The following is an 18991-nucleotide window of genomic DNA, read 5'->3' as shown; positions in this document are numbered from 1 at the left end:
TGCGCAGAGCGTTGGGTGATCAAGAACGGTAATGACAGACAGGTGAACGTTTAAAAGCGAATTTTGGGGGATTTAAGGTGTGCATCTTCGGGGCTGATTTGAGGGCAAACTATACCTCAAGGGGAATGGGAAAAGTAAATGCCGGATAAGCGTCTGCGTTATCCGGCACAGGTGGTGTATTTACTTCAGCTCATCCACCATCATGACGGCACGGCCAATGTAGTTGGCCGGGGTCATGGCTTTAAGACGGGTTTTTTCGTCTTCTGGCAGCGGCAGGCTATCGATGAATTGCTTCATTCCTTCAGCGTCAACGCGCTTACCGCGAGTTAACTCTTTCAGCTTCTCATACGGTTTTTCAATTCCGTAACGACGCATCACGGTCTGGATCGGCTCAGCCAGTACTTCCCAGTTGTGATCCAGTTCGTCCAGCAGATGGTCGCGGTTCACTTCCAGTTTGCTCACGCCTTTGAGTGTGGACTGGTAGGCGATCAGCGCATAGCCAATACCCACGCCCAGGTTACGCAACACGGTGGAGTCAGTCAGATCGCGCTGCCAGCGGGAAACCGGCAGTTTGCTCGCCAGATGCTGCAGGACCGCATTGGACAAGCCCAGGTTACCTTCGGAGTTTTCGAAGTCGATAGGGTTCACTTTGTGCGGCATGGTGGAAGACCCAATTTCACCGGCAATGGTTTTCTGCTTGAAGTGGTTCAGCGCGATGTAACCCCATACGTCACGATCGAAGTCGATCAGAATGGTGTTAAAGCGGGCGATGCAGTCAAACAGTTCGGCAATGTAGTCGTGCGGCTCGATCTGTGTGGTGTACGGGTTCCACTGAATACCCAGTGAGGTGACGAACTCTTCGCTGAACTGATGCCAGTCCACCTCCGGATAGGCGGCGATGTGGGCGTTATAGTTACCGACGGCACCGTTGATTTTACCGAGAATTTCCACCTGGTTAAGCTGGCGGAACTGACGCTCCATACGATACACGACGTTCGCCATCTCTTTACCCAGCGTTGACGGCGTAGCCGGCTGACCGTGGGTGCGGGAGAGCAGAGGGATATCGCGATACTGCACGGACAGATCTTTAACCGCGTCAATCAGTTGACGCCAGTAAGGCAGAACCACTTCATCACGGGCGGTCTTCAGCATCAGCGCGTGAGACAGGTTGTTGATGTCCTCAGAGGTGCAGGCGAAGTGAATAAATTCGGAAACCGCGTGCAGTTCCGGGACATTCGCCACTTTTTCTTTCAGGAAATACTCAACCGCTTTGACGTCGTGGTTGGTGGTGCGCTCGATAGTTTTAATCCGCGCGGCATCTTCTTCATTAAAATTCGCGACGATAGCATCGAGGAAACCGATTGCGTCGGCAGCAAAAGCAGGAACTTCCTTGATCGCTGCGTGCGCGGCCAGTTTTTGCAGCCAGCGTACTTCTACCTGTACACGGTATTTCAGCAAACCGTATTCGCTGAAAATCCCGCGCAGCGCGCTGACTTTATCGCCGTAGCGTCCATCGACAGGGGAAACGGCGGTCAGTGAGGATAATTCCATAGATCACAACTCCGGGGTTAAATGAGCAAGAATTTGTTTTGCCTGAGTGGTCAGGCGATTACGAGAAAACATGAGCTGCAGACGGCCACCGCCAACCTGATGCCAGAGCACCGCGGCGCGAATGCCAGCGAGAAGGGAAGCGCGAACTTTGGCCTGCACCTGCGGGCTCTGCAACACGGCAGGAGAACCAGTCACCTGAATGCGCGGACCGAGCGGGCTGATGACATCGACATAGATACCGGCCATGGCGCTCATCAGTGTTTCAGATTGCAGATCAAAGTGATCGAGCTGGCGTTGCAGACCGTTGATTCGTTCGCCCAGGGTATCGAGCGCGCCTTTGGCGGCGCTAAGTTTACGTTCGAGCACCATCAGGCTAAGTGTGTAGCGGGTCAGCTCCGCATTCAGCCCCTGACGGCTACTGGCGTTCAGCACGCCGAGCAGGGTTTCCAGGCCGAGGCGCAGATTCGCCTCGCTGCCGCCAAACACGCCCAGCGTAGAGCTGGGGTTCATATCGATAACGCTGTTCAGTGAGACGTGGAGCGCATCGGCATCACAATGTCCCTGGTGCGCCAGTTGTTGCACCAGGCGTGCTGACTGGCAGATCCCAGCCAGTGCGAGGGTGATGTCATAATAATTCTTTGCCACGGTCACTGCTTCCTTGTATCAGTCTGTTAAGAATAATTATACCGGCAGGGGCAGTCGCTGCTCGATAATACCGCCGCCGAGGCACACTTCGCCGTCGTAAAAGACCGCTGACTGGCCCGGCGTAACGGCGGAAACCGGCTCGTCAAACATCACTTCGACGCGTTCGGCATCCAGCGCTTTGACGGTGCACGGAATGTCAGTCTGGCGATAGCGGGTTTTCACCGTACAACGCATTGTGCCGGTAAAAGGCAGGCGATCGACCCAGTGAAGCTGCTGCGCAATCAGGCCGACAGACATCAGACGAGGATGCTCATGACCCTGAGCAACCACCAGAATATTGTTCTCGACGTCTTTATCCACCACGTACCACGGATCTTCTGTGCCTTCTTTGGTGCCACCGATGCCCAGACCTTTACGCTGACCCAGCGTGTGGTACATCAGCCCCTGATGCTGACCAATCTCTTCGCCGTCCACGGTAATGATTTTGCCCGGTTGCGCCGGCAGATAACGGCCCAGAAATTCGCGGAACTTACGTTCGCCGATGAAGCAAATGCCGGTCGAATCTTTTTTCTTGGCCGTGACCAGCCCCAGCTCTTCGGCAATTTTACGCACCTGCGGTTTTTCCAGCTCGCCCACCGGGAACAGACTTTGTGCGATCTGCTCATGGCCCAGCGTGTAGAGGAAGTAGCTCTGATCTTTATTGCTATCTAAGCCGCGAAGCAGGCGACTTTTGCCATCGACATCCGCCCGGCGAACATAATGCCCGGTAGCGATATAGTCAGCGCCCAGATCTTCTGCGGCGAACTCCAGGAAGGCTTTAAATTTGATCTCTTTGTTGCACAGAATATCCGGATTCGGCGTACGGCCCGCTTTATACTCTTCAAGGAACAGTTCAAAGACGTTATCCCAGTATTCCGCCGCAAAGTTTACGGTGTGCAGTTCAATGCCGAGCTTATCGCAGACGGCCTGAGCGTCGGCCAGATCGGCAGCCGCTGTGCAATATTCCTCACCGTCGTCCTCTTCCCAGTTCTTCATGAACAGGCCTTCTACCTGATAACCCTGTTGTTGCAACAGCCAGGCGGAAACGGAGGAATCGACACCGCCGGACATGCCGACGATCACTTTTTTTGGGCTTTCAGACATTGGAATACTCACGACATTGAACTTCAAGGCGGCGTATTCTATCACGCCCCCCTTTTAGTTGACACCCTCTGTAAACGGCCAGTTAAATTCGCCGATGACCTCCAGCGGATAACGCTTGCCGCTTTGATAGCAGCGGATACTTTCGGCAACCAGCGGAGAGCGCAGGTTTGGCGCGGTCAGAATCGTTTCGGCGCTCACCCAGTGACAGCAATCGATATCACTGTCTTGAGGTCTGGTGTCGCACATATTGGCAAGTTCAATGGAAAACAGGAAACGCAAAAATGGCGTGTTGTCTGGCGCGATCCACTGATGCATGCGGATAAGGTGCTGAGGCAGCGCCTTAATGCCGGTCTCTTCCCACAGCTCGCGCGTGGCGGCCTGGATTAACGTTTCGTCGGCTTCCAGATGTCCGGCAGGCTGATTCCATAGTGCTTTACCGTTGATTGTTTCTTCAACGACGAGGAATTTATCTTCTGCATGAACGATGCAGGCGACCGTGACGTGCGGTTTGAACATGACTTATCCTTTTTTCTCATCAGTAACATCCCGCCATTCACCGTTGGCCAGGTTTTCCAGAGTGTAATTACCCATCGCGTAGCGGATCAGCCGCAGCGTGGGGAAACCAACGTGCGCGGTCATTCTTCGCACCTGGCGGTTACGCCCTTCATATAAGGTCACTTTCAGCCAGGCGGTGGGGATGCTTTTACGTTCGCGAATTGGCGGGTTGCGCGGCCACAGCCATTCAGGTTCCTCGACAACCTCCACACCGGCGGGCAGGGTAGGGCCATCATTTAGCGTCACGCCATTGCGCAACGCTTCCAGCGCTTCCGCGGTCGGTTCACCTTCCACCTGAACATAGTAAATTTTACCGGTGCGTTTGCCGGGCTGCGTCAGTCGTGCCTGCAATGCGCCGTCATTGGTGAGCACCAACAGTCCTTCGCTGTCTCTGTCGAGACGACCTGCGGCATACACGCCCTGCACAGGAATAAAATCTTTTAGCGTGCGGCGTCCGGCCTCGTCAGTAAATTGTGGCAAAACATCGTAAGGTTTATTGAACAAAACCACGCGTTTTGGCGGGTTATCTTTGCGGCGCTTAGTGACTTGTCGCTGGCTGAATCGCTCAACCCGGTGATTTCTAAAAGAAGTTTTTTGCATGGTATTTTCAGATCTTATCAATTGCCGCATTATAGCCTAATAACGAGTGTCTTTCATGGCAGCGAACATTAGGGTAGTATTGACATGCTCATTACAAAACATTAACAAAAAATTGCTCTAACGCAGTCGTGCAGCAGGACGCAAAGGCACATGCAGCGCGATGACAGACGAGCAAACCAGAAGCGCTCGAAGGAGAGGTGAATGGAAAGCAAAGTAGTTGTTCCGGCGGAAGGTAAGAAGATCACCCTGCAAAACGGCAAACTCAACGTTCCTGAGAATCCGATTATCCCGTTTATCGAAGGCGACGGTATCGGTGTTGACGTAACCCCTGCCATGCTGAAAGTGGTCGATGCCGCTGTCGAGAAAGCCTATAAAGGCGAGCGTAAAATCTCCTGGATGGAAATTTACACCGGTGAGAAATCTACCCAGGTCTACGGTCAGGACGTCTGGCTGCCAGCTGAAACGCTGGATCTGATTCGTGACTACCGTGTGGCGATAAAAGGCCCACTGACCACCCCAGTTGGTGGCGGTATTCGCTCTCTGAACGTTGCGCTGCGACAGGAACTTGACCTGTACGTCTGCCTGCGTCCTGTTCGTTACTATCAGGGCACCCCAAGCCCGGTTAAACATCCGGAACTGACCGACATGGTTATCTTCCGTGAAAACTCAGAAGACATTTACGCTGGTATCGAGTGGAAAGCGGACTCTGCAGATGCAGAAAAAGTGATCAAATTCCTGCGTGAAGAGATGGGCGTGAAGAAAATTCGCTTCCCTGAACACTGCGGTATCGGTATCAAACCGTGCTCCGAAGAAGGGACTAAGCGTCTGGTTCGCGCGGCGATCGAATATGCGATCACTAACGACCGTGACTCTCTGACCCTGGTTCACAAAGGCAACATTATGAAGTTCACCGAAGGCGCGTTCAAAGACTGGGGTTACCAGTTAGCGCGTGAAGAATTCGGCGCTGAACTGATCGATGGCGGCCCGTGGATGAAAATCAAGAACCCGAACACCGGCAAAGAGATCGTGGTGAAAGACGTGATCGCCGATGCGTTCCTGCAGCAGATCCTGCTGCGTCCGGCGGAATATGATGTGATTGCCTGTATGAACCTGAATGGTGACTACATTTCTGACGCCCTGGCAGCGCAGGTAGGCGGTATTGGTATCGCCCCAGGCGCTAACATCGGTGACGAGTGTGCGCTGTTCGAAGCAACGCACGGTACAGCGCCGAAGTATGCAGGCCAGGACAAAGTGAACCCGGGCTCTATCATTCTGTCAGCTGAGATGATGCTCCGCCACATGCAGTGGTTCGAAGCCGCAGACCTGATTGTTAAAGGGATGGAAGGCGCGATTGCCGCGAAGACCGTGACCTATGACTTCGAACGTCTGATGGAAGGCGCTAAGCTGCTGAAATGTTCAGAATTTGGTGACGCGATCATCGCGAATATGTAATCGCGATAATTGTTAAATCTATTAACGGGAGCTTAGCGCTCCCGTTGTTTTTTGTCAGGCTGCTAACGGCTATCAAAATTTTATCAAAACTAGTTATCAAAACCCCCTTGTTGTTGGGGGAGGCTGGTTGGTCTGAAGGCAGTACTATTCCCAGGTTCCCATTAGGCATTCATCAGCTTTTTAGTATTGTTGTGAGCGCTCGTTAATATTTGAGGTCCGCTCCGTGCCAATAGCGGACGTTGCTAACTTCTATCTGCAGCAATTTGTGGGGAGCAGGCTAGCGTTATTATTGCATTTTAAAAGTTTTTCTATGCTTTAAATAAATTTTGAGCTTGATAAGCTTTTGATGTTATGCTTTGGCATAAGAAGTATTTTACAGGTCTGGAGGAAATTTATATGACGCCAAAAGAAATACTTTGCCAATGGGTTGATGCATTTAATAATGCAGATGTAGAAATTATTTCAGAATTATATGATGACAATGCAATAAACCATCAGGTAGCCAATGAGCCAGTTATTGGGAAAGAGGCTATAAAGAAAATGTTTGAACAAGACTTTTCTATTCCAGAAATGGTTTGTATCGTTGAAAATATTTTCGAAGATGGACAGTGGGCAATTTTAGAGTGGCGTGCCCCATTGGGGTTGAGAGGTTGCGGTTTTTTTCAAATAGTAAACAATAAAATTGTATTTCAAAGAGGATATTGGGATAAGCTATCTTTCTTAAAACAGCACAATTTGCCTATTGTGTAAAATACTCATATACCTGATATGAATAGTTTTCGAATTTCATAAAGTGTGCATTAAGGGAAGCATAATAACTTCCCTTAAAAGTTTCTATAATATCTTTTTCGTCGAGTCAATGACTGGTGGCAATTGACAGTTACTCTAAGTGCGGGCGATTCCCTAAGCCCATGCTGATGTTGAATAAATAGTTTGAAGGTCCTCTCCTCGCTCACAGCAGACTATCAATCATACAAGAGGACCGCAATGGCCGGGATATTTGTATATTGAGGTTATAAGGAAACTAAGAGCTGTAACCTGGGATAACGTTCCAACCACTGCTTTGTCGTGACCCGTTGTTTAAAAGAGTCCAATTTTTCACGTTCAAATGCTGGAGTCGGTCGTAAACGCAGTTCAAATAAGTCAGATAGTCCGTAAGGCGCAGTGATATCGAGACCTTCCTTCCCCAATCTGACAGCTACGGCCGTAGCTGTTTCAGGCCAGTGCAGTAAAGCATTTCCCGTTGAGGTGTAGGGATGATCACCATTACGTTGATGCATTCTGGCTTGATTCTTAACCGACCAGTCTAGCGAAGGTAATTGTTGCTTAAGCCTGTCTTCCAGATAACTATCATGGTCTGGGCTACAGTGCTCACAGTCAAACCAGACGACATCTACATCACCAGAAACAGGACTTAGCCCATACCCATGTAAGTGATCCCAGACAGCGTCTCGTACAAATCCCGCGCCAATCCAACCGTCATTGAGTTCCAGTGCTCGAACCGCATATAGGATCTTCATTCTTACAGGGTCATCTGACAATATTTTCTGCAATGACTTTTGGTATTCCATTCTTCCCCCTGTTGGAAACAGTAATCCACTGGTGGAAATATTATCAGCATCCTCCTGTCCATGTCCGCTCCTCGCTCAGAGCGGACCTTCTGCTCAGTGCGTTAGTCCGCTCCGTGCCAGGAGCGGACATAAAATTGTCAGTGCAAGTGGTTAAAAAGATGGCAGAATGAAAGAAGAATGTGCCAATATTGCTGAGGTTTAAAGGGATTGAGAGGCAAGAAATGGGATTGTCTAAAACGGTAAAGAAAATCGTTATGCTAACCATTGCGGTCAGCCTGGTCGCGGGATGCGCACCGTTGCATCCTTCCGACTGCCATAAGACCACAGCTACGGGTAATTGCAGTTCAGGGCGCTGGGATGATCAGGATGAATGGGGTGCGCAAGCGCGGGCAATCAGGGCGGCAATAAATGCAAAAATTGATGAGCCACAGAACTGGAAGGGAAAAAAATGCAGGTTGCATATTGAATTTGCTCAGGATGGCACGGCTTTAAATATATCAACCAGCAATGGTAATAAAGCCTATTGCGAAGCGATTGAATCAGCAGCCCATAAAGCTAAATTCCCGGCCTTCAACAATCCGGAAGTCTACAGAGATTTTCAAAAATCCGGCTTTAATATGGGCGGATAGCAAGGCGACGCCTATCTAAATGTCCGCTCATTGCGCATGGCGGACCTATAGCTTAATTAGTTTGTGCGCTATTTGCCAAAAGCGGACGTCTTAATGTTTTTTTAGTTAACACAAGTTGATCGTTTCATAATGATATCTCTTTGCAGATCAGTCCCAACCTGGAAGATATGTTCACCCACCTCGATAAACCCAAGCTTACGGTAAAAAGAGATTGCCCTTGGGTTATGTTCCCAGACACCTAACCAGACAACGTCCGATCCCTTTGCCTCAAATTCAGCAAAGCACTTTCGCATAAGTGCTTGTGCAAATCCTTTGCCGTGATAAGGGTCATCGACATACAGACACAGAATTTCCCCGGCGTGAATGCTATTTATACAGGGTGGAAACTCCTCCCACCTCAGTTGGGCGTACCCTATTATTTTGCTCTCGTATTCGCAGACTAATGTAATCCAGTCTTGTCTGAGGATTTCTTTCAACTGAATTTCTGTTGAATAACTTGCCTGGCAGTGGAGCTCCATATCCTCCTGAGTATTACCATCCTCAAAAGTTTTTCTGAACGTTCGTTCGGCTAAAATGGCAAGTTCTTCTGCATCAGTGGGACCGGCTCTACGGATTAACATTTGTCATTACTCTCTGGAAGATATTCTTATTTTTGTCCGGGTTTACGATAAATATCGGGTCGATTGATTTGCCAGACAAAGTCTGGTCGGTTCAATGGGTTATATCCCAGCTTCTGGTATAGCCAGGGTGCGCTGTCGGTTACCAGCATTATCCGTCGCAGGCGTGACAACAGCGGATGGGCGTGACAGCATTCAATCAGCCAACGGCCGAGACCGCTCTTCTGATAATCATTTAGCACGTAGACGTCGCACAAATAACCAAAAGTGGCATGGTCTGTGACCAGACGGGCCAAGCCGATTTGTCTTGTTCCATCCAGAAGCGCAAAACAAAGGCTGTTCTGGATGGATATTCTGACCGTTTCAGCATCAATACCAGGAGCCCAGGACGATTGCGAGAGGTAATCGTGAATGGCTTCCAGTTGAAAAAAAGCGGGATCGGTTGTGACGGTAAACGGGCCGTTGGTAAAACTCAGATGCTGATTATCCACTGAACCACTCCTTGCAAACTCACTCTGATAAGCATACCGGGTAACACTCAGGATGCTTTCTCATGTACTGTCATGATGAAAACCAGTGGACTTTCCTCCCGGTTTTCATAGAAATGAGGAACGTCCGTTCTGGCCGTTGCTGAACAGCCAGTTTTTACCTGATACAGATGGTCCTGTACGCCCAGTGTGAGCGTACCCGTCTGAACATAAAACAGTTCAAGCGTTCCTTCCGTATGGCCGGGTGACGCAAACTGTTCCCCTGGCTGCATTTCCCACATCCAGAGCTCGGTCATCTCCGGGCCACCCGACCCAGCAAGTAACCTTGCTCTCCCACCTTTTTCACCTGCCCACAATTCAGGGATCTCATCTTCAGCAATGAGATGTACGGTCGGTTTGGAACTGACATCCACAAAATCAGCCACCGAAACGCCCATCGCGGCAGCCAGGCGGCATAACAGGGCTATGCTGGGATTCGCCCGGCATCCCTCAATCTCAACCAGCGCTCCTTTGCTGACGCCTGCCCGACGGGAGAGTTCATCGAGGGAAATTTTCTTTTGCTTACGATACAGTTTAATTCGCTGAGATACGGCTTCATTCACCGTGTTGACGATCGCATTTGCATCGGTCATTAAATTGACTTTTTTGGTCATCGGTCATTATCATAGAATAAATTGGTCATTACAGGATTATCACGTGATAATAGTATCTCCGTCAATTACCCCTGAAATTTATCGTATTGCTCCAGGTTTTCGGGCACTCAGTATCTGCGTAAAAGCTGCGCCAGTGCTTAATCCCGACACTGGAGAAACGGCTCTGCGAGAAGCCTGTAAAGCAGTTCTGGCCGGTGAACCTGAATGGGCAGAATCTCATCTGGCCGCATGGGCAGACGTTTTTCAGAAGTTTGGTGCTAAACCGAAACGTACCCCTTGCTCAGCTGATGCGCTACGTAAGCGCGTATTACGTGACGGAACGATGCCAGCGCTCGATCCCATCGTTGATCTTTATAATGCTGTTAGTCTCCGCTACGCCGTACCGGTTGGTGGAGAGAATATTTCTGCCTATCAGGGTTCGCCACGTCTGGCTGTGGCAAAAGGAACAGAGCCTTTTGATACCGTTAAAGAGGGTGAAACGGTCATTGAATATCCTTCACAGGGTGAGGTTATCTGGTGTGATGACATCGGCGTTACCTGTCGCCGCTGGAACTGGCGACAGGGGATCAGAACCCGTTTAGACGTGGAAGCTCAGCAAATGTGGTTTATTCTGGAAAGCCTGCCGCAGATGCCGCTGGAGAGACTTCACGAAGCAGGGAAGATGCTGACCGACGGCCTGGAAAAAATGATGCCTGGTCTGTGGTTTGATGTTGCTCTCATCGAAGAACAGCACCAGTAATATCATTCAGGAGAAACATGTATGTTTACCGGTTTGTCGGCGTTTCCATTAACCCCAGTTACCGCCAGCGGCGTCGATGAACAGGGGTTCATTAAAATTCTGGCCCGCCTTACGGCGGCACGTGTTGATTCTATGGGCATCCTGGGGTCAACCGGCAGTTACGCTTATCTGACCAGGGAGCAGCGCAAGCGCATCGTTACGCTGGCAAAACAGCATGCCGGGGATATCCCAATGATGGTGTGTGTGGGGGCGGTCAGTACCGATGCTATTTTGCATCTGGCAGATGATGCGCAGGCAGCTGGCGCGAATGCCCTGTTACTCCCGGCGGTTAGCTACCAGCCACTGCGTGACGAAGAAGTCTTCTCACTCTTTGAGACTGTTACCCGGCACGTGTCTGTACCGGTGTGTATCTATGATAATCCGGGCACTACGCATTTTACCTTTACGGACGAACTACACGGTCGTCTCTCATCACTTGAGGGTGTTCGCTCAGTCAAGATCCCTGGTGTCCCGGATAGCCCCGCTGCAGCAACTGAGCGGGTGAATGCGTTACGTCAACATCTGCGCCCTGGCGTAACCATCGGTATCAGTGGCGATGCGTATGCGGGGCTGGGATTAAACGCCGGTTGTGAAGTCTGGTACTCCGTGTGCGGTGGGCTGTTTCCTGAAATGGCGAAACAAATCACTGAAGCTGCGGCGGCAAACGCTCATCAACGCGTTACTGCCCTGACAACCCGCCTTGAGCCATTGTGGTCGCTGTTTCGTCAACATGGCGGAAGTCTCCGCGTTATTGCCGCTGCTGCTGGTGTGCTTGGGCTTACCGACATAGATTGCCTGCCTCGACCTCTGCAACCGTTGTCAGCAGGCGATATCGCGGATATTGCCCATGTGATAAGGGCGCTGGATCTGAAATAACCTACCCGCAGGACTGGCAGTTTGTCGGTCTTTTGAAACCAGGCAGGAGATCAATCATCATGAAACAACATCTTTAGGGCCGTTTTTCGCTCATAAGGGACTATCCCGCTCATATCTCCCACATTGCAGGAGACTGAAGTATGAACACCGCCACTCAGGATGAGGTCACGGACGGGTGATGGCATCAGGGGTGGTGAAAGACCAGCGAATAACCCTGCTCGTGCCAATGCTGAAGCAATTCCTGCTGGCGGCGGGTCGGTTCGATGCCGGTCCAGACAAACAGCTGTTGTCCAGGAAAGAGCTCCGGACGTGGAGAATCCAGCGGCTCAGCCAGTACGGCGATGTGCCAGCCTTGCTGAGACAAACGCCAGGCTTCCAGCCACAGACGTGCGCGGTCTTCGGTATCCCAGCCAATCAACAACGCATCTTTGCCTGCTTTTTTGCGGGCTTCGGACAAACAGGCGGTCACAAATTCAATCAGTACGCCATCAAGCAAACTGCACATGATGCGGGCCGTATTATGGTCGAGGCTAAGGCGTTGGCGTACGGGAACGAAAATGTGATCGATAAGATCGTCTGAAGTATGCTCACGGGCAAGCGCACTGATTTTGGCCCGCAGCCTGTCCGGATGAGCAAAACGCAGCACGCCCATCATTTCTTCCTGCAGAGTGGTCCAGTCATTATTAGTTGCCACAGTGCTTTGTTCCAGCAACGCTTTGACTTTGCTTACCGGCACACCGCTTTTAATCCATCGCTTGATCTCTTCAATGCGCTGGATATCTTCTTCATCAAACTGACGATGGCCGCCTTCGCTGCGCTGGGGCTTTAACAATCCGTAGCGCCGTTGCCAGGCGCGCAGGGTAACGGGGTTGATACCGCATCGTTCTGCGACATCGCCTATGCTGTAAAATCCCATAGTGTCCCTCATACGTGAACCGAAACGTTCCTTGCAAACTAACGAATCAGCCGTCTTTGTACAATTTATTATTTATTGTACAGCAGCCTCGTTGTTAGCATAGCTAAAAATATTGAACGTCAGGTAAATAAGACTGATGAAGGAGTAAACTTGTACAGCATCCCCCTGATGGTGTAGCGAGGTTCACCTGCCGCTATGAATACAGCAGGTGAAATAAGAGGATTACAGCGGTGTTTTTTTCTCCGGCCATGCAACCGGTGGAATTCCACAGAAGCAAGGCGCTGCAAAAAGATGCCCCTGGAACTGAGAAATTCCCGCCGATTCCAGCCACATCCACTCTTCGGGCTTTTCAACGCCGACGGCTGATATCGCAATTTCCAGAGATGCACAGCACTTAATCATTGCCTGGATGATGGCCTGTCGTGGGCCGCTTTTATGAACATCGCAAATGAGGTCGCGATTAATTTTGATGCGATCGGGTTGGAACTGCGCCAGCAGTCGCAGACCGCCAAAACCGGCACCAAAGTGATCGAGGGCGATACTGATGCCAGAGGATTTCAGCGTTCTTACCGTCTCCGTAAAGGCTTCAAACTCGGAGATAACCTCGCGTTCAGTGAACTCAACGATGATCTGTTCCGGAACAAGACCACTGTCAGCAATTGCATTGAGCAAATAGCTGGCGGCATCCGGTACCTTCACCAACGTCATGGGCAACAGATTCACGGACAAAACCTGATCGCGCAGACCCAGTGAGGTTGCCAGTGTAAAAGCGACTTTCTTACTTTCCAGGTCGGCCAGATAAATATCGTCGCCCTTAATATTGTCAAAATAGCGCTGCGGCGAATCACCCGAACGGGTACGCAGCAGCGCTTCCAGAGAGACAATTTCCTGAGCAAAAGGATCGATTATGGGCTGAAATGCAAAGCTGCAATTGGCCTCTTCGCTGACTGACGTCAGGGGGATCGTACGAGCGGATTCGGTCGCGATAAAATCCCACGTGTCAGCGGGAGGGATCTCAAAATAGTTCTCTTTTTCAGTGGCTTCCACGAAGGTGCGGAAGAACTGCAGCGCACGGTCGTTGTAGGTTAGTTGATATCGGGATGTGCCCTTATCGAGAATGGTCTGTAACACCTCCTCCCGATCATGTTCCCGTAAATCAAAGAGCTCCATTCCCACTTTCCCAAAGCGGCGGGAGGGACCGTGATCGCACAGCAGTTCGACCACATTATAGTGGCGCTTGTCTTCACAAATGGCCTGATAAATAGCCTTTACGTTTTGATCAGGGCCTTCAAGCAGCTGAAAAAAATGTGTGCCGTTAAACAGCAAAATGCCTGTCACATCAGCACGCCCATTTGTAAGGTTAGCGGCGGCGACCATACTTTCGAGCGCTTTCACCGGGACGTCATCACAGAGATGACTGCGGTAGATAATGGTAGTGAGCATGATTTTCCGGCATTGAGGAGTGATGTTTAACCCTAACAGAATGGAGGTGATATAACACATTAAATTAACGAAAATTTTACTTAAAAGTGGCAGGTGCTGTTGGAAGTGAAGGATAGCGATGGCATCACCAAAAATGAGCATCAAAGTAGTGTACAGATAACTTTCAGAATAATACCCATGTATAGTTTGTAACTGATTGAAAATAAAAGCTTAGCACTTTTTGGTAAAAATGCAATCATGCATTTGTACAAGTTTTGTGTACAATTTTTCTAACTTTGAATAACGCAGCATTAACCTTTTACTGATTCGCACAGGAGAGACCCATGCAGCAAAATGGTTACATTTCAGATACAGCTAACGCCATTGCACAGTATTTCAGTAAGGCCAATTTGCCGACTCAGCAGGAAACATTGGGGCAGATTGTGGTGGAAATTCTAATGGACGGGCGCAATCTGAATCGCAAAACCCTGTGTACAAAACTACTTGGTCGTCTGGAAAGAGCGACCTGTGTAGAAGAGGAGGGTCATTATAATGCGCTGATTGGTTTGCTTTTTGAGCGCTGAACCCTCGTATTAAAGTCGTGAATCAATATGATGCTATGTTCCAGATCCTGGCAACACGGCAGAAGAGAGAATGATGATGAACAGAAGTGACATTGAACAACTCACAGACGAACTTATCGGCCAGGCAGTGTTGACGCTGCTGAAACGTAAAGCGGCGGTGAATTCAATGGCCCTGGTCACTCAACTCCGCGTTATGCAGGAAACTGAAATGGATGCCCGTCGTCGAGAGGTTTTGCCGCAAATCATTGCTTATATCGAAGCGGTGATGGCTGATAAAGCGACGTCAGCACCGACATCCAGACGCAGCGGTCAAATGGACACCGTCCGCTCGCTTTCAGGGACAACCCTGAAGCCGGGAAAAGGAAAAATTCACTAAACGCTTAACTTTTAATGATGGTGGAAATGATGAATACAGCAATCACACAACAACCTGATATTTATAGTGCTTTGCCTGATCACGTCCTTTCAGATTATTTTCGTCATGCCGGCGATGCCCTTGCTGAAGAAGCAATGGTTTTGGGCGCGGCTATACGCCATATTCTCATTAAGGGTGAGTATATTAATAACAAAAATATCATTTTATCTTTGATACAAACGCTGGAAGCCACAGATGACGTCGTACATGCAGATGTGATAAGAAAAACCCTGGAAATTGTTGTCGGACATACTATAGACGATATTTAATGTATTTAACGGGGGAGTCAATTTTCTGCTCTATTTAAATGCTCAGCGGTGGGGCAGTCGAACATAGCCGACCTTATCTTCCTGGGTTTCCTGAACTGGAAAATAAATGATGCGTAGCGAAAACTATGTGCAGTGAGCGCATGCAGACCTAATGGAAGCGTTAAGGATATATTCTAACGCCTCCATTGAGCCTGCCACTTTGGTGAGGTAATTCTACCTTAAAAAAGACTTCGGGGGGGATTTTACTCAGCTAAATAACCGCCATCGATTGGATAAACTCCTCCGGTACAGAACGCTGAATTGTCAGACAGCAAAAACAATATGAAGTCTGCTATTTCTTGCATTTTAGCCATCCTTTTCATAGGGTGGCTATCTGCGAAACTCCTTACGATATTTTCAGGGAACTCACTCATTCGTTGAGTCTGGACATAGCCCGGAGCGATTGCATTGATTCGAATATTTTGACATGCAAACTCTAGCGCTGCGGTTTGAGTTAAACCGATTATACCATGTTTAGCCACGGTGTAAGGGGCTAATCCAGGAATACCAACCAGACCATTTACTGCAGATAAATTAACTATAGAACCACCAAACTTCATCATCTGGGGTATTTCATATTTTAGGCAGTAAAAAACTCCACTCAATGAGGTGGCAATAACCTTATCCCAGTTTTCAACTGTCTGCTCTGTTATATTTTTACCATGTTCACCCGTTAGGCCTGCATTATTTACAGCATAATCAAGTCTGCCAAAATGTTTGATAACCTCATCTATCATTTGCCGCACTTGCTCGGGTTGTGACACATCACATCCGATCCCCATGGCTTGTTGCCCCAGTGAAGATAATTGTTCCGCTTTTTGTTTAGCCTGTTCTGACGAGCGGGATACAATGACGACTTTTGCACCATGCTTATGTAATTGCTCTGCGACAGCCTCACCTATACCGGTAGTGCTTCCTGTTATGACAGCAATTTTATTCTGGAAATTCATAACCACCCCTATGAAGTAGATTTGAGTCTTTCATCCGGGATAGTATACAAACCAGTTGTGACAGTTTTTGTCAGTACTCTTTCCCCTCGCAGATCCCTTCTTTTATTCTCCATTTTTTTAATAAAACTGTCCTGCTTTCACCATATGTGGTGTCCAATTGCACAATATCTTCAATTTTATCAGTCCTGAAATGACGAAAATCATTTCTCATCTCGCACCATGCAACCAAAAGCCAACACGACTCCATGTATACCAATCCGATGGGCCATATGACTCGAGAAGTATAAGTATCTTTCTTATCACAATACTTTATTTTGATTCTCTTTCTATTTTTAATGGCATTGCGAATGTCTTCAAAAAAAACCTCATTGTTTTCTGAAGGACCGATCAGATAGGATTGACTCTCAATAAGATTTTTTAATCCACTGGGAATGACAGCGTGTATTTTTGCAAGCGCATTCTTTGCGGTAATTTTGAAATTATAATCCGTATTATGAGATACCCAATTTAACCCTAGTGTAATAGCATTGATTTCTTCATGAGAAAGGTTTAAGGGCGGCAAATGAAAGTCCGATTTAATGATATAACCAATTCCAGCACCGCCCTCAATGCATACGCCTTGATGCTGCAGCGTTTTTATATCTCTGTAAAGGGAGCGTACACTTATTCCCAATCTTTCTGAGAGGATCGATGCGGTGATCGGATATCTTTGTGCCCTTAATATCTGTAGTAATTCGAGCAGCCTTTCTGTTCTGGTCATGTTGATAAATCCATCTTGAGACGATTTCTTAAAGCATCTGCTTGATAAGTATCTTAGTACAAAGCAAGTGTACATTGCTAAATTGAACTGCTACCGATGATCAATACAGCGCTATGTTCGTGATGCGTACATAAGGGTGATCATGAGTGTGAATGTCTGCTCCTCGTTGTGAGTTCAGCTCAGGTAACTTGTCCGCCCTGTGCCAGGAGTGGATATTGTTTTACCAGAAAGCAGCATGCAGGAAAGCGCTTCACCTGTGAGAATAAATGCCTGAATGCATACCTGTTTCCCACTTTGATCGTAAGGATGTTAAAGAAGGCATTATGGATACGCTCAGGCTAAAACCCTGCCAAGTCGCTGGAACCTCATTACTTATGGCACCCTGAATGAGACCTACTAAGAGGGGGCCAAAAATCAACGTGTTTGACGGTGACGGCCTGATTCGACGAATCGCTCCCCTCTCAAAAAGAAGGAAGGAAAACTGGTATTTCAGGTATACAAGTACCGGTGGGTATGAAAAGAACCAAAATAAGCTCTGGGACATATCCTTACCTTTCCCACGCAAAAGCCAGAGTCTACGTGATGAATAAACACCTCTCTTTACTGGCAAATGGCATTGTTCGCCAGGTCGATCATAATATTAAAGCTAATGATTTAAAGAGTGCCACTACCACTTTCGCTACTTCTCCCCATTCTTAAACCACCAGTGAGTCCAGCATAAAAGACCGTGAATTGTCGAAACCTTAAACTAAAAACTTTAAATCCCCTTAAATAACAGAGTAACAAGCCTTATTTTAAAATAAGAGTATTTCACTCGAAAGTTTTCTAGCTAAAGAAGAAAATGACAGGGTAGAACAGTAACCTCGCCAGTAAAGGTTAAAACCCGACGGTGTTCCTGTCTCCACATAGATATCTGAATACTCCGGCTGAATTTCATTATAGCCTACGAGTTCTGAATTAGCGGGTTCAGTGATGCATCAGTGTTAATATATGGAATAGCTTCAGATGAGTAACAAATTTCGGGCTAAGCAATAACAAATGAAAACAAGAATATAAAATATAGTTCTGAAAATTCCAATGGTGTCAACAATCTCCTGACAAGGAATGTCACTATGAGGGATGTCAGCGATTAAACCAATATCATGATATAAATAACTCAGTGGTACATACATTATCTGAGCATAACACGCCGGTTAAAAATTGTTACTACCGGTATTACTGCCATTACTCATTATAAGTTGAGCACGATATTTATTTTGTGGGTGATGTTTATCGGAACGGTTTTATCTTATTGCACCTACCAACACATAAAATAATATATGTAAAGCGGTTCAATTTTAAATAGATATGGATACTATGTTTAAATTAAAATCTATTGCACTTTTTGTTAGTGCAGCATTACTGGTACCTGGCGTTTACGCCGCAAATGGAACCGTCCGGAATACAACCACTATCGATGACCATTCGGTAATAAGCTCATTCACGGAGGTTATTTCGGGTGATTCTCTTATCGTGGATGGAAGCGCGGTTTTTAATTATGAGAGCACATATGCGCTCCCCGGGGCGATATATATTTATGGGAACGCTGATCTTGGCAACGGTTCGAAAATAAACTTCTCAAGACCTGTGTGGTACGATGCAACGAGTGCCTACAGAGGCGCGATAATGGTTAGGGCAGGAGCTAAACTTGTCGCGGAAAATCTAACGCTGGAAAGCAGCGGATTTAGTATGGATGGAATTGACGGATATGGTGATGCCCACATTGAGCTTAAAGGTACCACCAATATCATTATGCATGCCACGCAGCAGGATGATAGCTCCCAACAGCAGTGGTACGGAATTGGCTATGGCTCCTTCGTTAGTGAGCCATATAATAATATGTCGCTCAAGGCAGAGGATCTTAACATTACTTTTGAGACTAATGGGCTGGACGATACTGATAAGATGAATGCATCCGGTATTTCGCTCGGGAATAATGAAGGCACCATCTCCCTTACCGGAAAAACTAATATTGATTTGCAGACAAAATTTGATGGTGATTTGACAGGTGTTGATTTAAATAGCGCTTCTTCCGCCAT

Annotated in this window: 21 protein-coding genes and 1 pseudogene; 9 read left to right on the top strand and 13 right to left on the bottom strand. The window is 48.1% G+C overall.

Annotation, left to right across the window (positions count from 1 at the left end; all coding sequences use genetic code 11):
• Window positions 1-180: 180 nt before the first annotated feature.
• From purB to rluE, 5 genes are read right to left on the bottom strand one after another with little or no spacing between them, the layout of a single operon-like run.
• Window positions 181-1551 (bottom strand): adenylosuccinate lyase, encoded by a 1371-nt coding sequence (purB, locus tag QNN88_RS07165; protein WP_414239595.1) that lies wholly within the window; start codon window positions 1549-1551, stop codon window positions 181-183.
• A 3-nt stretch (window positions 1552-1554) separates the two neighbouring features.
• The gene (gene hflD / locus QNN88_RS07160; RefSeq protein WP_414239594.1) at window positions 1555-2196 is read right to left on the bottom strand and encodes a high frequency lysogenization protein HflD; all 642 of its coding nucleotides are present in this window, start codon (window positions 2194-2196) and stop codon (window positions 1555-1557) included.
• 36 nt (window positions 2197-2232) lie between these two features.
• A complete protein-coding gene (gene mnmA / locus QNN88_RS07155; RefSeq protein ID WP_414239593.1) occupies window positions 2233-3339 on the bottom strand; it encodes a tRNA 2-thiouridine(34) synthase MnmA in 1107 nt (368 codons plus the stop codon).
• A 54-nt stretch (window positions 3340-3393) separates the two neighbouring features.
• The gene (locus QNN88_RS07150) at window positions 3394-3855 is read right to left on the bottom strand and encodes an NUDIX hydrolase (RefSeq protein WP_414239592.1); all 462 of its coding nucleotides are present in this window, start codon (window positions 3853-3855) and stop codon (window positions 3394-3396) included.
• A 3-nt stretch (window positions 3856-3858) separates the two neighbouring features.
• Window positions 3859-4524, bottom strand: coding sequence for a 23S rRNA pseudouridine(2457) synthase RluE (rluE, locus tag QNN88_RS07145; protein ID WP_414239591.1), 666 nt, complete (start codon window positions 4522-4524; stop codon window positions 3859-3861).
• 171 nt (window positions 4525-4695) lie between these two features.
• Here rluE and icd point away from each other — a divergent pair, with 171 nt between their 5' ends.
• A complete protein-coding gene (icd, locus tag QNN88_RS07140) occupies window positions 4696-5946 on the top strand; it encodes an NADP-dependent isocitrate dehydrogenase (RefSeq protein ID WP_042319560.1) in 1251 nt (416 codons plus the stop codon).
• 396 nt (window positions 5947-6342) lie between these two features.
• Entirely contained in the window at window positions 6343-6696 is a 354-nt protein-coding gene (locus QNN88_RS07135) for a nuclear transport factor 2 family protein (protein ID WP_414239590.1), read from the top strand.
• Between the two features lie 263 nt (window positions 6697-6959).
• Here QNN88_RS07135 and QNN88_RS07130 read toward each other — a convergent pair whose 3' ends face one another.
• A complete protein-coding gene (locus tag QNN88_RS07130) occupies window positions 6960-7517 on the bottom strand; it encodes a nucleotidyltransferase family protein (RefSeq protein WP_414239589.1) in 558 nt (185 codons plus the stop codon).
• A gap of 221 nt (window positions 7518-7738) precedes the next feature.
• Here QNN88_RS07130 and QNN88_RS07125 point away from each other — a divergent pair, with 221 nt between their 5' ends.
• The gene (locus QNN88_RS07125; RefSeq protein WP_414239588.1) at window positions 7739-8146 is read left to right on the top strand and encodes a cell envelope integrity TolA C-terminal domain-containing protein; all 408 of its coding nucleotides are present in this window, start codon (window positions 7739-7741) and stop codon (window positions 8144-8146) included.
• Window positions 8147-8247: 101 nt separating this feature from the next.
• On the opposite strand, the gene QNN88_RS07120 is transcribed toward QNN88_RS07125, so the two are convergent.
• From QNN88_RS07120 to QNN88_RS07110, 3 genes are read right to left on the bottom strand one after another with little or no spacing between them, the layout of a single operon-like run.
• The gene (locus QNN88_RS07120; RefSeq protein WP_414239587.1) at window positions 8248-8766 is read right to left on the bottom strand and encodes an N-acetyltransferase family protein; all 519 of its coding nucleotides are present in this window, start codon (window positions 8764-8766) and stop codon (window positions 8248-8250) included.
• A gap of 26 nt (window positions 8767-8792) precedes the next feature.
• The gene (locus QNN88_RS07115; RefSeq protein WP_414239586.1) at window positions 8793-9254 is read right to left on the bottom strand and encodes a GNAT family N-acetyltransferase; all 462 of its coding nucleotides are present in this window, start codon (window positions 9252-9254) and stop codon (window positions 8793-8795) included.
• Between the two features lie 47 nt (window positions 9255-9301).
• Window positions 9302-9904 (bottom strand): helix-turn-helix domain-containing protein, encoded by a 603-nt coding sequence (locus QNN88_RS07110; protein WP_414239585.1) that lies wholly within the window; start codon window positions 9902-9904, stop codon window positions 9302-9304.
• 43 nt (window positions 9905-9947) lie between these two features.
• Between QNN88_RS07110 and QNN88_RS07105 the strand changes: the two genes are divergently transcribed.
• Complete coding sequence (locus QNN88_RS07105; RefSeq protein ID WP_414239584.1) at window positions 9948-10643, top strand: B3/4 domain-containing protein; 696 nt, start codon at window positions 9948-9950, stop codon at window positions 10641-10643.
• A 21-nt stretch (window positions 10644-10664) separates the two neighbouring features.
• Window positions 10665-11558, top strand: coding sequence for a dihydrodipicolinate synthase family protein (locus tag QNN88_RS07100; protein WP_414239583.1), 894 nt, complete (start codon window positions 10665-10667; stop codon window positions 11556-11558).
• 184 nt (window positions 11559-11742) lie between these two features.
• Here the strand turns inward: QNN88_RS07100 and QNN88_RS07095 are convergent, their stop codons facing one another.
• Together QNN88_RS07095 and QNN88_RS07090 are read right to left on the bottom strand one after the other, a co-directional pair.
• Window positions 11743-12474, bottom strand: a complete 732-nt coding sequence (locus QNN88_RS07095) for a MerR family transcriptional regulator (RefSeq protein ID WP_414239582.1) — start codon at window positions 12472-12474, stop codon at window positions 11743-11745.
• A gap of 222 nt (window positions 12475-12696) precedes the next feature.
• On the bottom strand, window positions 12697-13917 hold the full coding sequence (locus QNN88_RS07090) for a diguanylate phosphodiesterase (protein ID WP_414239581.1): 1221 nt from the start codon (window positions 13915-13917) through the stop codon (window positions 12697-12699).
• Between the two features lie 323 nt (window positions 13918-14240).
• Here QNN88_RS07090 and ycgZ point away from each other — a divergent pair, with 323 nt between their 5' ends.
• From ycgZ to QNN88_RS07075, 3 genes are all read left to right on the top strand, one after another.
• Window positions 14241-14480 carry a regulatory protein YcgZ gene (gene ycgZ, locus QNN88_RS07085; protein WP_414239580.1) on the top strand — a complete coding sequence of 80 codons (240 nt, stop codon included), beginning with the start codon at window positions 14241-14243 and terminating at the stop codon, window positions 14478-14480.
• A 70-nt stretch (window positions 14481-14550) separates the two neighbouring features.
• A complete protein-coding gene (locus QNN88_RS07080; protein ID WP_414239579.1) occupies window positions 14551-14856 on the top strand; it encodes a hypothetical protein in 306 nt (101 codons plus the stop codon).
• A gap of 41 nt (window positions 14857-14897) precedes the next feature.
• Window positions 14898-15164 carry a biofilm development regulator YmgB/AriR family protein gene (locus QNN88_RS07075; protein ID WP_414239802.1) on the top strand — a complete coding sequence of 89 codons (267 nt, stop codon included), beginning with the start codon at window positions 14898-14900 and terminating at the stop codon, window positions 15162-15164.
• Window positions 15165-15406: 242 nt separating this feature from the next.
• Here QNN88_RS07075 and QNN88_RS07070 read toward each other — a convergent pair whose 3' ends face one another.
• Window positions 15407-16153, bottom strand: a complete 747-nt coding sequence (locus QNN88_RS07070; protein WP_414239578.1) for an SDR family NAD(P)-dependent oxidoreductase — start codon at window positions 16151-16153, stop codon at window positions 15407-15409.
• 70 nt (window positions 16154-16223) lie between these two features.
• Entirely contained in the window at window positions 16224-16913 is a 690-nt protein-coding gene (locus tag QNN88_RS07065; RefSeq protein WP_414239577.1) for a helix-turn-helix transcriptional regulator, read from the bottom strand.
• Between the two features lie 386 nt (window positions 16914-17299).
• Between QNN88_RS07065 and QNN88_RS07060 the strand changes: the two are divergent.
• Window positions 17300-17582, top strand: a pseudogene (locus tag QNN88_RS07060) (integrase arm-type DNA-binding domain-containing protein); the annotation flags it as partial.
• Between the last annotated feature and the right edge of the window lie 1409 nt (window positions 17583-18991).

It is taken from the genome of Citrobacter sp. ANG330, assembly GCF_047467925.1.
In the GTDB taxonomy this organism is placed as follows: Bacteria; Pseudomonadota; Gammaproteobacteria; order Enterobacterales; family Enterobacteriaceae; genus Citrobacter_A; species Citrobacter_A amalonaticus_G.
This window is presented reverse-complemented; position numbering and strand designations above follow the sequence as displayed.

Coding starts and splice junctions, on each gene's coding strand:
- purB (WP_414239595.1), bottom strand. CDS start 1,551: ATGGAATTATCCTCACTGACCGCCGTTTCCCCTGTCGATGGACGCTAC.
- mnmA (WP_414239593.1), bottom strand. CDS start 3,339: ATGTCTGAAAGCCCAAAAAAAGTGATCGTCGGCATGTCCGGCGGTGTC.
- QNN88_RS07150 (WP_414239592.1), bottom strand. CDS start 3,855: ATGTTCAAACCGCACGTCACGGTCGCCTGCATCGTTCATGCAGAAGAT.
- rluE (WP_414239591.1), bottom strand. CDS start 4,524: ATGCGGCAATTGATAAGATCTGAAAATACCATGCAAAAAACTTCTTTT.
- icd (WP_042319560.1), top strand. CDS start 4,696: ATGGAAAGCAAAGTAGTTGTTCCGGCGGAAGGTAAGAAGATCACCCTG.
- QNN88_RS07135 (WP_414239590.1), top strand. CDS start 6,343: ATGACGCCAAAAGAAATACTTTGCCAATGGGTTGATGCATTTAATAAT.
- QNN88_RS07130 (WP_414239589.1), bottom strand. CDS start 7,517: ATGGAATACCAAAAGTCATTGCAGAAAATATTGTCAGATGACCCTGTA.
- QNN88_RS07125 (WP_414239588.1), top strand. CDS start 7,739: ATGGGATTGTCTAAAACGGTAAAGAAAATCGTTATGCTAACCATTGCG.
- QNN88_RS07120 (WP_414239587.1), bottom strand. CDS start 8,766: ATGTTAATCCGTAGAGCCGGTCCCACTGATGCAGAAGAACTTGCCATT.
- QNN88_RS07110 (WP_414239585.1), bottom strand. CDS start 9,904: ATGACCAAAAAAGTCAATTTAATGACCGATGCAAATGCGATCGTCAAC.
- QNN88_RS07100 (WP_414239583.1), top strand. CDS start 10,665: ATGTTTACCGGTTTGTCGGCGTTTCCATTAACCCCAGTTACCGCCAGC.
- QNN88_RS07095 (WP_414239582.1), bottom strand. CDS start 12,474: ATGGGATTTTACAGCATAGGCGATGTCGCAGAACGATGCGGTATCAAC.
- QNN88_RS07090 (WP_414239581.1), bottom strand. CDS start 13,917: ATGCTCACTACCATTATCTACCGCAGTCATCTCTGTGATGACGTCCCG.
- ycgZ (WP_414239580.1), top strand. CDS start 14,241: ATGCAGCAAAATGGTTACATTTCAGATACAGCTAACGCCATTGCACAG.
- QNN88_RS07080 (WP_414239579.1), top strand. CDS start 14,551: ATGATGATGAACAGAAGTGACATTGAACAACTCACAGACGAACTTATC.
- QNN88_RS07070 (WP_414239578.1), bottom strand. CDS start 16,153: ATGAATTTCCAGAATAAAATTGCTGTCATAACAGGAAGCACTACCGGT.
- QNN88_RS07065 (WP_414239577.1), bottom strand. CDS start 16,913: ATGACCAGAACAGAAAGGCTGCTCGAATTACTACAGATATTAAGGGCA.